The following is a 14,698-nucleotide window of genomic DNA, read 5'->3' as shown; positions in this document are numbered from 1 at the left end:
CACGCTGCTGTGGAAGTGGGACGACATCCGCGCGGCGGACGACACCGCCGAGGCCGACGACGACCTCGACGCGGCCAGCGACGAAGACCTCTTCGAGGCGCTGGACAACGAATTCGGGATCTCCTGACAGCCGCCGGTGAAGGGGTGGGCAGCACAACCATGCCGAACGACGACAAGCTCCGCGAATACCTGAAGCGGGCCACGACCGACCTGCGCCACGCCAACCGGCGGCTGCGCGAAGCCGAGGAACGCGACCACGAGCCGATCGCCGTCGTGGGCACGGCCTGCCGGTACCCCGGCGGCGCGGACTCCCCGGACGCGCTGTGGCGCCTGGTCGCCGACGGCGCCGACGCGATCTCCGCGCTGCCCGGTAATCGGGGCTGGGACCTCGCCGGGCTGTACGACCCCGACCCGGACCGGCCCGGCCGGTACTACGTCCGGGAAGGCGGGTTCCTGCACGACGCCGACGAGTTCGACGCCGCGTTCTTCGGGATCTCCCCGCGCGAGGCGGTGGCGATGGACCCGCAACAGCGGTTGCTGCTGGAGACCGCGTGGGAGGTGTTCGAACGCGCCGGGATCGTGCCCGCGACCCTGCGCGGCTCCTCCACCGGCGTCTACGTCGGGGTCAACCCGGGCGACTACGCCTCGCGCCTGCACGCGACGCCGGAGGAACTGGAGGGCTACCTGCTGACCGGCACCGCCGGCAGCGTCGCCTCCGGCCGGCTGGCCTACACCTTCGGCCTGGAGGGGCCCGCGGTCACCGTGGACACCGCGTGCTCGTCGTCGCTGGTCGCGCTGCACCTGGCGGTGCAGGCGCTGCGGCGCGGCGAGTGCGCCATGGCCCTGGCCGGCGGCGTGACCGTGCTGTCGAGCCCGAGCCTGTTCGTCGAATTCAGCCGCCAGCGCGGGCTGTCCGCGGACGGCCGCTGCCGCGCGTTCGCCGCGGCCGCCGACGGCACCGGCTTCACCGAAGGCGTCGGCGTGCTGCTGCTGGAACGGCTTTCGGAGGCGCGCCGCCGCGGGCACCGGGTGCTGGCCGTGGTCCGCGGTACCGCGGTCAACCAGGACGGGGCGTCGAACGGGCTGACCGCGCCGAACGGCCCGTCGCAGGAGCAGGTGATCCGCCAGGCGCTGGCCGACGCCCGGCTCTCACCCGCGGACGTCCACACCGTCGAGGGGCACGGCACCGGCACCACCCTCGGCGACCCGATCGAGGCGCAGGCGCTGCTGGCGACGTACGGGCAGAACCGCGAGGAGCCCCTGTGGCTCGGCTCGATCAAGTCCAACATCGGCCACACCGGGCTCGCCGCCGGCGTCGCCGGGGTGATCAAGGTGATCGAGGCGATGCGGCACGCGACGCTGCCGAAGACCCTGCACGTGGACGAGCCCTCGACGCACGTGGACTGGAGCACGGGCGCGGTGTCCCTGCTGACCGAAGCCCGGGCGTGGACCGTGCCGGACGGGCAGCCGCGCCGGGCCGGCGTCTCCTCGTTCGGGGTCAGCGGCACCAACGCCCACGTGATCCTCGAGCAGCCACCGGCCGCACCGGAACCCGAGCCGTCCCCGCCGGTGGCCGTGGTGGCGTGGGCGCTGTCGGCCAAGACCGCCGAAGCCCTGCCCGCCCAGGCCCGGCGGCTGCTCGACGCCGTCCCGGCCGACGCCGACGCCCGGGACACCGGCTGGTCGCTGGTCGCCACCCGCGCCCGCTTCGAGCAGCGGGCGGTGGTGCTCGGCCGCGACGCCGACGAACTCCGCGACGGGCTGTCCGCCCTCGCCACCGGCATGCCCGCACCACAACTGGTACAGGGCAGCGTGATCCCGGGTAAGACGGTGTTCGTGTTCCCCGGGCAGGGTTCCCAATGGGCCGGAATGGCCGCCGAACTGATGGACACCAGCCCGGTGTTCGCCGACCAGATCCAGGCCTGCGCGGACGCTCTCACGCCCTACATCGACTGGTCGTTGACCGACGTCCTACGCGGTGTCGAAGGTGCGCCTGGGTTCGACCGGGTCGACGTGGTCCAGCCCGCGTTGTGGGCCGTCATGATCAGCCTGGCGACCCTCTGGCAGTCCCTCGGCGTCACCCCAGACGCCGTAGTCGGGCACTCCCAGGGTGAGATCGCCGCCGCCTACATCGCCGGAGCCCTCACCCTGGAGGACTCGGCGAAAGTCGTCGCGCTGAGGAGCAAGGCAATCCGGGCCATGGGTGGCAACGGTGGGATGGCGTCCATCGCCGCACCCGCCGACAGCCTCACGCTGCCTGAGGGCGTCGAGATCGCCGCGATCAACGGCCCCACCGCCACCGTGATCTCCGGTGATCGCGACGCCTTGCAGAAGCTGGTCGACGCCTCCGAAACCAACGGGATCCGGGCGCGGATGGTCCCGGTCGACTACGCCTCACATTCGGCGCACATCGACAGCCTCCACCATGAACTTTTCGGGCTTCTCGCAGGAATCGAACCGAAGACTTCGGAGATCGCGTTCTATTCCACAGTGGAGGGTGCGCCGATCGACACCGTCGCACTCGACGCGGGGTACTGGTTCCGCAACCTCCGCCAGACTGTCCTTTTCGGACAGATCGCCGAGAGGCTCGCCGAGGACGGACATTCGCTGTTCATCGAAGTGAGCGCCCACCCGGTACTCACCATGAGCATCGAACAGGGCACCGCCATCGGCACTCTCCGCCGTGACGACGGTTCCTGGCAACGCCTGCTGACCTCCGCCGCGGAGGCGTACGTCCACGGCGCGCCGGTGCGCTGGGAGGACGTCCTCGACGGCGGGCGGCACGTCGACCTGCCCACCTATCCCTTCCAGCGGCAGCGCTACTGGATGCCCGCCCCCGACGGGACGGGCGGCCCGGCCGGGTTCGGCCAGGTCCCCACCGGCCACCCGCTGCTGCCGGCCGCGGTCGACGTGGCCGGCGACGGCGGCGATGGCGGGGTCGTCCTCACCGGGCGGCTGTCCCTCGGCACCCACCCCTGGCTCGCCGACCACGCCGTCGAGGGCACCGTGCTGCTGCCCGGCACCGGGTTCGCCGAACTGGCGATGACCGCGGGCGACCGTGCCGGATGCGGGCGCATCGCCGAGCTGACCATCGAAACCCCGCTCACCTGGGCCGCCGACGAGGTCGTCGCCGTGCAGGTCACCGTCGGCGCGGCCGGCGCCGACGGGCACCGGCCGGTCGCCGTCCACGCCCGGCCGGACGGCACCGAGACCGGCTGGACCCGCCACGCCGGCGGGTTCGTCACCGCCGACACCCCCGCGCCGGACGCCCCGGCGAGCTGGCCGCCGCCCGGCGCCGAGCGCGTCGACGTCGGCCGGTTCTACGACCGCGTCGCCGACCTCGGCTACTCCTACGGCCCGGCGTTCCAGGGCCTCACCGCGGCCTGGCGCCACGGCGAGGAGATCTACGCCGAGGTCCGGCTGCCCGACGGCACCGACGTCGCCGGCTTCGGCATCCACCCGGCGCTGCTCGACGCGGCCCAGCACGCGCTCGGCCTCCGCGGCACCGGCCTCCGCGGCACCGCCGAGCAGGTCTTCCTGCCGTTCAGCTTCGGCGGCGTCGGCCTGCACGCCACCGGCGCCACCGCCTTGACGGTCCGGCTGGCCCCGGCCGGCGAAGACACCGTCTCCCTGTCCGCCGTGGACGAGACGGGCACCCCGGTGATCACCGTCGAGACGCTGCTGCTGCGAGCCCTGGTGCCCGGCCGGCTGGCCGGGCCGCGGCGCGACTCCCTGCACCGGCTCGACTGGCCGGTGATCCAGCCGGAGCCGGGAACGGCGCCGCGGCGCTGGGCCGCCCTGGGCACCGCCCCCGCCGGCCTGGACGTACCGGAGCTTCCGGACCTCGCCGCCGTCGCGGACGCGGCGCCGGAAACGGTGTTCGCGGCCTGCCCCCGCCCGGACGGCGCCGACGTGCCGGAGCGGGTGCACCGGACCACCGCGGCGCTGCTGGAGCTGCTGCGGTCCTGGCTCGCCGAGGAGCGGCTCGCGGACGCGCGGCTGGTCGTGGTGACCCGCGGCGCCGTCGCCGTGGCGCCGGAGACCGGGCCCGCCGACCTCGCCGGCGCCGCCGCGTGGGGCCTGGTGCGCAGTGCGCAGACCGAGCACCCCGGCCGGTTCGCGCTGCTCGACCTCGACGAGCACCCGGTGTCCGGACCCGGGCTCGCCGCGGCGCTCGCCGGAGAACCGCAGCTGGCCCTGCGGCGGGACGCGGTGCACGTGCCGCGGCTGAACCGCGCGCCGGCCGCGACCGCGCCGGTGCCGCCGCGGTTCGACCCGGACGGCACCGTGCTGCTCACCGGCACCGGCAAGCTCGGCGGCTTCCTCGCCCGGCACCTCGTCGCCGAACACGGCGTCCGGCACCTGCTGCTGGCCGCCCGCCGCGGCATCGACAGCCCGGGGGCCGCCGGGCTGCGCGCCGAACTGTCCGATGTGGACGTCCGGGTGGTGGCCTGCGACGTCGCCGACCGCCCGGCGCTGGCGGCGCTGCTGGCCTCGGTCCCCGCCGAGCACCCGCTCACCGCCGTGGTCCACACCGCCGGCGTGCTCGACGACGGCGTGCTCACCTCGCTCACCCCGGAGGCGCTGGCGAAGGTGCTGCGGCCGAAGGTCGACGCCGCCTGGCACCTGCACGAGCTGACGCGCGACGCCGGCCTGGCGGCGTTCGTGCTGTACTCCTCGGTCGCCGGCGTCCTCGGCAGCCCCGGGCAGGGCAACTACGCGGCGGCCAACACCTTCCTCGACGCGCTCGCCCAGCACCGCGCCGGCCTGGGCCTGCCGGCCACGTCGCTGCCGTGGGGCTTCTGGGCCGACGCCAGCGGCATGACCGGGCACCTCGACGACGGCGACCTGGCCCGGGTCGGCCGCTCCGGCATCGCCGCCCTCACCGCCGAGCAGGGCGTCGCCCTGTTCGACGCGGCCCTCGGCCTCGGCGACCCCGTGGTCCTGCCGGTCCGGTTCGACCTCGCCCGGCTGCGTGAGCTGGCCACGTTCGCCGACGTCCCGCCAGTGCTGCGCGCCCTGGTCCGCACCCCGGGCCGGCGGGCCGCCGCCACCGGCGCGCCCGGCGGCCCCCCGCTCGCGGACCGGCTGCGCGGCCTGGACCCGGACCAGCAGCGCGAGACCGTGCTGGAGCTGGTGCGGGAGCTGGTGGCCACCGTGCTGGGCCACGGCGGCGCCGGCAGCGTCGAGCCGCGGCAGCCGTTCAAGGACCTGGGCTTCGACTCCCTCACCGCCGTCGAGTTCCGCAACCGGCTCAACGCCGCCTCCGGGCTCCGGCTGCCCGCCACGACGGTGTTCGACCACCCGACACCGGCCGCGGTGGCCGACCACCTGCTCGCCGAGCTCGCACCCGAGGCGGCCGATCCGGCCCGGGTGGCGCTCACCGAGCTGGACCGGCTGGAAACCGCGTTCGCGCGGCTGCCCGCCGGCAGCGGCGCCCGGCTCACCGTCGCCACCCGCCTGCGAAAGCTGCTCGACGGCGGCGCCGGGGACGAGCCCGGCGCGGAACTGGCGAGCCGGATCCGGTCGTCGTCGCCGTCGGAGATGTTCGACTTCATCGACCAGGTCCTCGGCCGCGACCCGGCCGCCAGCCGGGACTGAACCTTTGGCGCCGCTTTAGCCGCTCCGCCGAGCATGGCAAGCGAACAGACCGTCGTTCGTCGAAAGGACCGCAATGTCGCGCGTGTCGGCAAAAACAGCAGTGTTCGCCCTGGCGCTCGCCGGGTGCCTCGGGGCCGGGCTCACCGGCGCCGCCGCCTCGGCGGCCACCGGCGCCGCCGCGCCGCAGCACGGCAAGGGCCACCCGAGCTGTGTGACCATCGACAACATCTGGGAGCGTCCGCACGACTTCTTCGCCGTCGGCGCGCGCACGCCGAACAACCCGCTGGCCAAGGTCGGCGACGCGATCAGCTACCACGAGAACATGTTCGACGCCGGCGACAAGGTCATCGGCGAAGCCGTCGGGTACGGCGTCGCCACGCACATCAACCCGGCCAACGGCAACCTGGCCGTCGACTACTACCACACGGGCCAGCTCGCCGACGGCACGTTCACCGTGTTCGCGTCCACCGAGCGGGAAGGGCTGCTCGCCGGCAAGCCCTACCGCATCTTCGTCCGCGGCACCAGCGGCAAGTACGCCGGCAAGGCCGGTGTCGGCGAGTGGAAGCTGCTCGACCCGCCGAGCCCCACCACGCGCCTCGGGATCAAGATGACGATGTGCGGCTGACCCGGTTCCCCCGACCCGAAAGGTGAGTACGACGGCGTGAGCGGGAAACCCCTGAGCCGGCAGCGGCGCCACACGCTCTACTTCCTCGAGGAGATCCGCGGGTTCGCCCCGGTGTTCCTCGACACCGAAGTGGACATGACGCGGGTCCGCGAGCACCGGGCCGCCGCCGGGCGGACCTCGACCGTCAGCTACGTCCTCCACACGGCCGCCCGCACGCTGGCCCGGCACCCGGAGGCCAACGCGGCCCTCGGCGGCCGGCGCCGGCCCCGGGTCGCCGAATGCCCGTCGGTGCATGGCAAGCTGACCTTCGACAAGACCGTCGGCGGCCGCCGCGTGGTGCTTTCGGCCGTGCTGCGCGACCTCGATCGCACCGAGCTGCCCGGCATCCAGTCGCAGGTCGAGCACTACCGCGACGGGAACCCCGACGAGATGCCGGAGTTCGCGGCCCTGCGCACGCTGCACAAGCTGCCGCTGTGGCTCGGGCGGTGTGGGTTCCGCCGCACCGTCCGGCCGCTGGCGGGCCGCGCCGGGCGGATGGGCACGTTCGCCGTCACCTCGCTCGGGCACCGTGCCGTCGACGCGTTCCACTCCGTCGGCGGCACGACGATCACCCTCGGCGTCGGACGCGTCCTCGAACGGCCGGTGGTCCGCGACGGCCGGATCACCACCGCCCCGCTGATGCGGCTGAGCCTCGCCTTCGACCACCGCGTCATCGACGGCGCCGAAGCGGCGGACGTCCTGACCGAGATCAAGGACGGCCTGGAGTCGTTCGCGCGGGTCCCGGCCACCGTGGGGAAGCCGTGAACGACGTCGGCGAGCTGAAGAAGTACGTGGTCGCGCACGCGGAGGCGCAGGGCATCCCGGCGGCGCGCTACCGCGAGGTCCTGGGCCGCATCCACCACGACGAGGACGGCGCCGCGGGCTCCTGGACCCGCGAATGGGCCGCCACCGGCGAACGCCTCGAACGCGACGGCGCGCTGCTCGACGCCCTGCGCTGCTACAGCATGGCCCGGTTCCCGTTCGTCGACGGCCCGGCGCGACGCGACGCCCTCGACCGCAGCGTCGGCACCTTCGACCGCTGGCGGCGGGACCGGGCCGGCATCGAACGCGTCGACGTCGACCTGCCCGGCGGCCGCGTCCGCTGCTGGGCGAGCGGCCTGTCCACCACCGACCGCAAGCCGCTGGTCCTGTTCGTCGGCGGCACGATCAGCACCAAGGAACAGTGGGCGCCGAACCTGCGGCTGGCGCGGCGGCTCGGGCTGACCATGCTCGTCACCGAGATGCCGGGAGTGGGGGAGAACACCCTGCGCTACGACGCCGGCAGCTGGCGGATGCTGCCGGCCGTGCTCGACGCCGTGGCCGACCGCGCCGACGTCGCCCGGACCTACGTGGTCGCGGTGAGCTTCAGCGGCCACCTCGCGCTTCGCGCCGCCGCCGACGACCCGCGGCTGCGCGGGGCCGTCACCGCCGGCGCCCCGGTCCGCGAGTTCTTCACCGACCCGGTGTGGTTCGGCGCGCTGCCGCGGATCACCGTCGACACGCTGGCCCACCTCACCGGCACCCCCGCCGCCGGCCTGCCGGCCCTCTTCGCCCGCGACTGGGCCCTCGACCCGGAAACCCTTGCGGCCCTGGACATCCCGATCTGCTGCACCGTCGCCACCCGTGACGAGATCATCCCGCCCGGCGACGTCGCCCTGCTGCGCGAGCACGTGCGCGACCTGCACGACAACGAGTTCGACGACGAGCACGGCTCACCTCGGCACGTGGCCGAGAACCGCCTGTGGGTCGTCGAATCGCTGCTGCGGCTGCAGGGCGGCCGCGGCCCGCAGCGGGCGATGATCGGCCTCCTGCGCCGCGGCCTGCGCCTGCGCCGCCGGGCCACCACCCACGACGAGCCTCCGAAGGTGATGTGATGACGACCGAAACGCGAACCGCACCGGCGTTCCCCATGCCGCGGACCTGCCCGCACGCCCCGCCCGAGGGGTACGGGCCGCTGCGGGAGCAGGGCGCGGTGGTGCCCGTGACGCTGCCCGACGGCGGCGAGGCGTGGGTCGTCACCCGCCACGCCGAGGTGCGTTTCGTGCTGTCGGACCCGAGGTTCAGCGCGGACGCGATGCGCCCGGGCTTCCCGCTGGGGCGGCTGGTGAACGGCGGCGGTGTGCCGCTGACCACCCGCACCCGCCCGTTCATGCGGACCGACGCCCCGGAGCACACCCGGCTGCGCCGGATGCTGCACGCGGAGTTCGGTGTCAGGCGGCTGGAGGAGCTGCGCCCGACGATCCAGCGGTTCGTCGACGAGCTGCTCGACGCCGTGATCGACGGCGGCGACCGCGCGGACCTGGTGGCGGCGCTGTCGGAACCCCTGCAGTCGGCGGTGTTCTGCGAGCTGCTCGGCGTGCCGCGCGAAGACCGGCTGCTCTTCCAGGAACGCACCGAGCAGTGGACCCTGCGCACGTCCACCGTCGAGCAGCGGCGGCAAGCGATGGACGACCTCATGGCCTACCTCGACGACCTCGTCACCGAGAAGATCGCGCACCCGTCCGACGACCTGATCGGCCGGCTGATCACCGGCTACCACCGCACCGGGCAGCTGCACCGCGACCAGCTCGTCAGCTCGGTGCGGGTGCTGCTGACCGCCGGGCACGACACCACCGCCAACATGATCTCCCTCGGCGTGTTCACGCTGCTCACCGAACCGGACCTGCGCGCGCGACTGGCGGCGCACCCGGAACTGCTGCCGGGCGCGGTCGAGGAGCTGCTGCGCTTCCACACCCCGGTCGACTTCATCACCGCGCGGCTGGCGCTGGAAGACGTCGAGGTGGGCGGCCGGCTCATCCGGGCGGGCGAAGGAGTCTTCGCGCTGTGCGCGTCCGCGAACCGCGACGAGCGCGCCTTCCCCGACCCCGACCGGCTCGACATCACCCGCCGCAGCCGCCACCACGTGGCGTTCGGCTTCGGCCCGCACCAGTGCATCGGCCAGAACCTCACCCGCATCGAGCTGCAGATCGTCTACCGGACGCTGTTCGAACGGCTGCCGGACCTGCGGCTGGCAGCGGAGGTGGCCGACCTGCCGTTCAAGCACGACGGCTTCGCGTTCGGCCTCTACAGCCTGCCCGTCGAGTGGTGACCGGGCCAGTGCGTGCTCGCGGCCCCGCCAGGCGGCCGAGGGCTTGCATCGTGGGATCGAGATCCGCTGTCCACTGAAGGAGAACGGCGGGAAGGTCCACAAAGGAGGCCGGAAGAGTGATGATCACCACTCGGATGGCCGTCGACGTCCGCCGACGAGGCGTGGGAACTCCCGGCCAAGAAGGGCCGGACGAAAACCCCTGCGGGGACTCGGTTCGTGACGTTGCCGCCCGGGATCGCGGTGCTCTACGAGAAGCTGATGGACAGCCCCCGCGATCCGTCCGCGCTGTCCACACCGGAGGGACATCCCTGGCGGCGGTCGAACTCCCGCATCCGGTTCTGGCGGCCGAACTGGTCGAATCCGGTGCGGGGGAGCGACAACCGCCGATCTTGCTGACCTCCACGAAGGGCGGTACACGCACGCGACGTCGCTGACCGAGGACGGGATCCCGGAGGTCGCGAGACAGGCGCGGCTGGGCCAGAAGATGAAGGGCATAACCCGCGTCTACGACCACGTGACGCCGGCGATGGTGAACGAGATCCTGGACGTCCTGGAGGAGCGCTGGCTGCGGTCGCTGTATCCGGGGGAGCGGGCGAAGCTGGTGTCCTGGTTCCCGCACCTGCGGTCCGGGCGGGCCGTACCGGCGCTGGGTGCCATCGCCATTTCGTCGCCATCTGACGACTGAAGCCCTGCCCCTCCGGGGAGGGACAGGGCTTCTGACCTGCTGTTTCAGGTGGTGCGCGATACTGGGATTGAACCAGTGACCTCTTCCGTGTCAGGGAAGCGCTCTCCCGCTGAGCTAATCGCGCGAGGTGGAGACGGGATTCGAACCCGTGTACACGGCTTTGCAGGCCGTTGCCTCGCCTCTCGGCCACTCCACCGTGCCAGGCTGCGAGAGCCTACCGAGCGGATGACGGGATTCGAACCCGCGACCCTCACCTTGGCAAGGTGATGCGCTACCAGCTGCGCTACATCCGCACTCCCCAGCTCCGGTTCGGGAGACTCTGGGCCGTGGCCCTGTGCCTCACCCCGTCGCCGTGGTGTGGAAAAACCATATCGGACCCCGGAAACGGCCGTGACACCGGGGTGTCACTTGGCCGTTGCGGCGCCGTGATCAGGCCAGATCGTGCGGGATGAGGTGGGTGAGCGCGTCGTCGACGTCGACCCACAGGTGCTCGTTGCCCGGCAGGACTACGTCGTAGGTGCGGTCGAGGAAGTCGGCCAACTCTTGGGCGGACGCCTCGAACATGGCGTGCCCGGACGGCGAGTTCAGCTCGATCAGCACCGATTCGGGGTCCTCGACCGACGGGCGGATGCGGACGTCGCCGTCGCCCGCGTCGGCCAGCAGGCCGTCCGCGAGGAGGTCGCGTGCGTAGACCCATTCGACCCAGCCGGCGCGGCCGGTGCGGAAGGCGGCGACCACCGCGTACGGGTCGCGTGTGTCGTAGCGCAGTTCCACCTTCACCGGAACCGCGGGCGTCCGCGGCGCCAGCAGGTCGAAGACCGCCGTCGAGCGGAGCGTCACGTGATCGTTGCGCATCGTCCTACCCCTCGTCTCCCTTCCCGGCCCGGCCTGGCCGAGGGCGTCACCACTGGGACGCACCGGGAGGCCGATTCCGTCGCGGGTAAGCCGCAGATCACCCGTCCGGGCGCACCGGCCCCTGTCTGTCGTCCGTGTTCACCCGCGGCGCGCAGCACGACGGACGCGCCCCGGGAGGGTCCACCCGTCCATACTGCGCGGTTTGATCGCCGCGTGGTAGCACCGTCGCACGGATGTCGAACGTCGTGTCGGGCGGCCCCCGGCCGCCACGACCCCGGCTAGCTCGGGATTGTTCGCTCCGTACTCGCCGGTAAGCGGAGTGTGGTCGGGCAGGACCACCCGTTTGCAGGCGTTCTGAAGTAGTGCGGTAGAGTCTTCCGCAACACCCCGAGCGGGCGATTAGCTCAGGGGGAGAGCGCTTCGTTCACACCGAAGAGGTCACTGGTTCGATCCCAGTATCGCCCACCCGAGAATCGTGGAAGAGCCCTGTTTGCGGACTGCGCAAACAGGGCTCTTCTCGTTGTGTCCGGTGGGGCCGGGCTCCCGCGTCCTGCCGTGAGCGCCCCCGGACCCCCAGCGTGCAGTCGCTTTTCCGGGGCTTCCGGCCGGTCCGATCGAGGCTTTGCCTCCCCCGCGCGGGTAGTCGTGTGATCCGGAGTGAACTGTCCCTCCGCGGCCGCCGTATGGGCTGTCAACAGAGCTTCGGGCTCGCACGTCGCGAGCCCGGTGGAATTTTCTTCCTGAATCTGTCGTGTCGGTGGCTTTGTGTCGAACCGTGACGGCGGGGAGGTGGCGGTGTGATCCTCGGCACGCTCCGCCGGCGCGACCGCGCTGGGCCGCCCGGTCGTGACGGCGTGGTCACGGCGCGTGTCCGATGGATCGCCGGCCTGGCCGCGGGCGGGCCGTGGTCCGCTCGCGCTGGGTGATCCTGTGACGGAAACCGGCACGTGTGACGACTTGGCGGAGAACGTCACCACGTGATCACCCGGCGTACCGCCCGATCCCTGTCGCGGCGCCGTCCGCTCCATTGTGGACCGCCGGCCTGGTGAAGTGTCCACAGTAGATTCCGGCGGCCGTTCGGCCGTTCGGACGGGTGGCGTCCACCCGGGTGCGGGCATCGCGATTTTTGGCTACATTGCGTAGTTTTCGATGGGATACGAGCTATTACCCATCGTCATCATCTTGTTATCTTGCGGCCATTTTCTGGCGGGGAAGACGCACAGCATGTGGCTGGAAATCCTTGTAACGATGCTGAGAGAGTCGCCGATACCTTGCCTTGTGAAGCTTCTGCGGGCCCCGCGCGACAACCGAGTTTGCGATCACTCTCCGAAATCACTCTCGGTGACGCAGCGTGCCCACAGTTACAACTCCGATTCCTGTTTCCGGGAGGTCTGATGGAAGAGTCGGTGCGGCCTTCGTACACGGTGGCCCAGCCACCGCCGCACATCGACCTCCAAGCCATCCCGCGACCCGCCAAGCGGGACGAGCGCCCGGCCGCCGAACCGGCCGGAACCCCGTCCCCCAAGGCGCTACCGGCGGCCTGGGAGGCCAGATACAGAGCCTGGGTCATCGGCAGTGACGTCTTCGTGACGCTGCTGGTGATCGCGATCAGCGCGTTCGTCATCGATCGCGTGGCTCCGCACGACATGCACGCGTTCGGCACGATCCTCGCGGTCTTCGTCTCCCTGCCGGTGAGCCGGGCGTGGAGCCCGCGGGTGCTCGGCGAGGGCGCGGAGGAGTACCGCACCCTGGGGCGCGGCTTCATCACGGCGGCCGTCCTCGTGGCGCTGGGCGGGCTGTTGTTCGGCGCGCTCGAGGTCCAGGTCTGGGTGTTCGTCGTCGTCCCGGCGATCGCGCTCGTCGCGTTCCCGCAGCGCTACCTGCTGCGCCAGGTGCTGCACCGCAAGCGCGCCAAGGGACTCTGCCTGCTGCCGGTGATGGCCGCGGGCAGCCCGGAGACCGTCGCGGACCTCATCGCGCGCACCCGGTCCGAGGTCCACGTCGGGTGGCGCGTCGAGGCGGCCTGCACGTTCACCGGGCACGGCGCCGACCGCGACAGCGGGGAGATCGACGGCGTCCCGGTGGTCGGGCGGCTGGAAGAACTGTCCCGGCACGTGCGCCGCGGTGGTTACCGCGTCGTCGCGATCACCGCGGACCAGTACTGGAGCCCGAAGCGCCTGCAGCGCCTGGCCTGGGACATGGAGGGCACCGGCGCCGAGATGGTCGTCGCGCCCGTGCTGATGGAGGTCGCGGGACCGCGGCTGAACGTCACCGGGGTGCTGGGGATGCCGCTGCTGCGGGTCACCGCGCCGATGTTCACCGGCGGGCGCCGCGTGGTGAAGGAGATCGTGGACCGCGCCGGCTCGGCGTTCCTGCTCACGATGATGTCTCCGCTGCTGCTCGCGATCGCCGTCGCGATCAAGCTGAACGACCGCGGCCCGGTGATCTACCGGCAGCACCGCGTCGGCCGTGACGGCGCCGTTTTCACCATGCTGAAGTTCCGCACGATGGTGACGAACGCCGACGAGATCCGCAAGAACCTCCAGGCCGAGAACGAGGGCGCGGGCCCGTTGTTCAAGATGAAGCGGGATCCGCGTATCACCCGGGTGGGTGGTTTGCTGCGCCGGTATTCGCTCGACGAGCTGCCCCAGCTGTTCAACGTCGTCTCCGGGAAGATGTCGCTCGTCGGGCCTCGCCCGCCGCTGCCGGAGGAGACTGCGCAGTACGCGCCGGACGCGCGCCGCCGGCTGCTCGTGAAGCCGGGCCTGACCGGGCTCTGGCAGGTGAGCGGGCGCTCCGACCTCACCTGGGCCGAGAGCATCCGGCTCGACCTGCGCTACGTCGAGGACTGGTCCCTCGCGCTGGACCTGGTGATCCTCTGGAAGACGTTCCGCGCGGTGATGGGCGGTCAGGGCGCCTACTGACCCGTCCGGTTTTCCACCGCGCTTTCCGCGCCACGGCCGTCGATCCCCGCCGCGGGGGATCGACGGCCGTGCTCGTTCCCGGGTCCGGGTGATCCACTTCACGCGCCAAAGTGGTTGAGAGCGAAATAGTTCAACGCTCAATCAGGTTGCACGGGGTACCGAACCACGGAAGGAACGCGCCCCATGACCACCTTTGCCGAGCAGACCGAGGCCCTCCAGCTGCCCGCGGACGTCCAGAACCTGCTGTTCCGCGACGCGCGCACCGCCAACAGTTTCAGCTCCGAGCCGGTGACCGAGGAGCAGGTCCGCGCGATCTACGACCTCGTCAAGTGGGCCCCGACGTCGATGAACACCCAGCCGCTGCGCGCGCTGGTGCTCCGGACCGCCGAGGCGAAGGCCCGCCTGCTCCCGCACATGTCCCCGGGCAACCAGGTCAAGACCGAGGCCGCGCCGCTGACCGTCGTGCTCGCCGCCGACGTCGACTTCCACGAGAACCTCCCGCAGGTCTTCCCGCACGCCCCGCAGGCGAAGGACAACTTCTCGGACGAAGAGGGCCGCGTCGAGTTCGCCAAGCTGAACTCGCTGCTGCAGGTCGGCTACTTCATCATCGGCGTCCGCGCCGCCGGGCTGGCCGCCGGCCCGATGACCGGGTTCGACGCCGCCGGTGTCGACCAGGAGTTCTTCGACGGCAAGCAGTGGCGTTCGCTGGTCGTGGTCAACGTCGGCAAGCCGGGGGAGAACCCGTGGTTCGACCGTCTGCCGCGGCTGGACTTCGACCAGGTCGTCGAGACCCTCTGAACTGACTACCCCGATCGGGCGGGCCGTCTCCGGCGCGGAGGCGGCCCGTCCGGCATTCGTGGACGCCCGTGAGGCGCGAACCG

9 protein-coding genes, 4 tRNA genes and 1 pseudogene are annotated in these 14,698 nt (G+C 72.1%); 10 read left to right on the top strand and 4 right to left on the bottom strand.

The window, feature by feature from the left end:
* Nucleotides 1-159 precede the first annotated feature (159 nt).
* The 7 genes and pseudogenes from OHS18_RS08605 to OHS18_RS08575 form a co-directional block, all read left to right on the top strand.
* Nucleotides 160-5,601 (top strand): annotated as a pseudogene (locus OHS18_RS08605) (SDR family NAD(P)-dependent oxidoreductase); the annotation flags it as partial.
* Between the two features lie 82 nt (nucleotides 5,602-5,683).
* Nucleotides 5,684-6,226: an allene oxide cyclase barrel-like domain-containing protein gene (locus OHS18_RS08600; RefSeq protein WP_328616556.1), complete on the top strand. Its 543-nt coding sequence runs from the start codon at nucleotides 5,684-5,686 to the stop codon at nucleotides 6,224-6,226.
* Between the two features lie 36 nt (nucleotides 6,227-6,262).
* On the top strand, nucleotides 6,263-7,030 hold the full coding sequence (locus tag OHS18_RS08595) for a 2-oxo acid dehydrogenase subunit E2 (protein WP_328616555.1): 768 nt from the start codon (nucleotides 6,263-6,265) through the stop codon (nucleotides 7,028-7,030).
* Nucleotides 7,027-8,139, top strand: a complete 1,113-nt coding sequence (locus tag OHS18_RS08590) for an alpha/beta hydrolase (RefSeq protein WP_328454227.1) — start codon at nucleotides 7,027-7,029, stop codon at nucleotides 8,137-8,139. Before OHS18_RS08595 ends, OHS18_RS08590 begins: the two co-directional genes overlap by 4 nt.
* Nucleotides 8,139-9,353, top strand: a complete 1,215-nt coding sequence (locus OHS18_RS08585; RefSeq protein ID WP_328454229.1) for a cytochrome P450 — start codon at nucleotides 8,139-8,141, stop codon at nucleotides 9,351-9,353. Before OHS18_RS08590 ends, OHS18_RS08585 begins: the two co-directional genes overlap by 1 nt.
* Nucleotides 9,354-9,569: 216 nt before the next feature.
* On the top strand, nucleotides 9,570-9,749 hold the full coding sequence (locus tag OHS18_RS08580) for a hypothetical protein (RefSeq protein ID WP_328616554.1): 180 nt from the start codon (nucleotides 9,570-9,572) through the stop codon (nucleotides 9,747-9,749).
* 88 nt (nucleotides 9,750-9,837) lie between these two features.
* Nucleotides 9,838-10,038: a hypothetical protein gene (locus tag OHS18_RS08575; protein WP_328616553.1), complete on the top strand. Its 201-nt coding sequence runs from the start codon at nucleotides 9,838-9,840 to the stop codon at nucleotides 10,036-10,038.
* 49 nt (nucleotides 10,039-10,087) lie between these two features.
* Here the strand turns inward: OHS18_RS08575 and OHS18_RS08570 are convergent.
* The 4 genes from OHS18_RS08570 to OHS18_RS08555 all read right to left on the bottom strand — a co-directional run bounded on the left by OHS18_RS08570 (nucleotide 10,088) and on the right by OHS18_RS08555 (nucleotide 10,893).
* Nucleotides 10,088-10,162 (bottom strand) — tRNA-Val (locus OHS18_RS08570).
* A gap of 1 nt (nucleotide 10,163) precedes the next feature.
* Nucleotides 10,164-10,234: transfer RNA gene (locus OHS18_RS08565), tRNA-Cys, on the bottom strand.
* 24 nt (nucleotides 10,235-10,258) lie between these two features.
* Nucleotides 10,259-10,331, bottom strand: a tRNA-Gly gene (locus OHS18_RS08560).
* 136 nt (nucleotides 10,332-10,467) lie between these two features.
* A complete protein-coding gene (locus OHS18_RS08555) occupies nucleotides 10,468-10,893 on the bottom strand; it encodes an SsgA family sporulation/cell division regulator (RefSeq protein WP_033293569.1) in 426 nt (141 codons plus the stop codon).
* 393 nt (nucleotides 10,894-11,286) lie between these two features.
* On the opposite strand from OHS18_RS08555, the gene OHS18_RS08550 reads away from it, so the two are divergent.
* The 3 genes from OHS18_RS08550 (at nucleotide 11,287) to OHS18_RS08540 (ending at nucleotide 14,615) form a co-directional block, all read left to right on the top strand.
* A tRNA-Val gene (locus tag OHS18_RS08550) sits at nucleotides 11,287-11,358 on the top strand.
* A 929-nt stretch (nucleotides 11,359-12,287) separates the two neighbouring features.
* Complete coding sequence (locus OHS18_RS08545; RefSeq protein WP_328454250.1) at nucleotides 12,288-13,817, top strand: sugar transferase; 1,530 nt, start codon at nucleotides 12,288-12,290, stop codon at nucleotides 13,815-13,817.
* A 183-nt stretch (nucleotides 13,818-14,000) separates the two neighbouring features.
* A complete protein-coding gene (locus OHS18_RS08540; protein ID WP_328616552.1) occupies nucleotides 14,001-14,615 on the top strand; it encodes a malonic semialdehyde reductase in 615 nt (204 codons plus the stop codon).
* Nucleotides 14,616-14,698: the final 83 nt, after the last annotated feature.

It is taken from the genome of Amycolatopsis sp. NBC_00355 (assembly GCF_036104975.1).
Taxonomy (GTDB): Bacteria; Actinomycetota; Actinomycetes; order Mycobacteriales; family Pseudonocardiaceae; genus Amycolatopsis.
The sequence above is the reverse complement of the archived record's forward strand: the minus strand, read 5'-3'. Positions and strand labels throughout refer to the sequence as shown.

Bases quoted from the DNA above. Each gene is read 5' to 3' on its own strand.
- OHS18_RS08585 (WP_328454229.1), top strand. From the start codon at position 8,139: ATGACGACCGAAACGCGAACCGCACCGGCGTTCCCCATGCCGCGGACC.
- OHS18_RS08575 (WP_328616553.1), top strand. From the start codon at position 9,838: ATGAAGGGCATAACCCGCGTCTACGACCACGTGACGCCGGCGATGGTG.
- OHS18_RS08555 (WP_033293569.1), bottom strand. From the start codon at position 10,893: ATGCGCAACGATCACGTGACGCTCCGCTCGACGGCGGTCTTCGACCTG.
- OHS18_RS08545 (WP_328454250.1), top strand. From the start codon at position 12,288: ATGGAAGAGTCGGTGCGGCCTTCGTACACGGTGGCCCAGCCACCGCCG.
- OHS18_RS08540 (WP_328616552.1), top strand. From the start codon at position 14,001: ATGACCACCTTTGCCGAGCAGACCGAGGCCCTCCAGCTGCCCGCGGAC.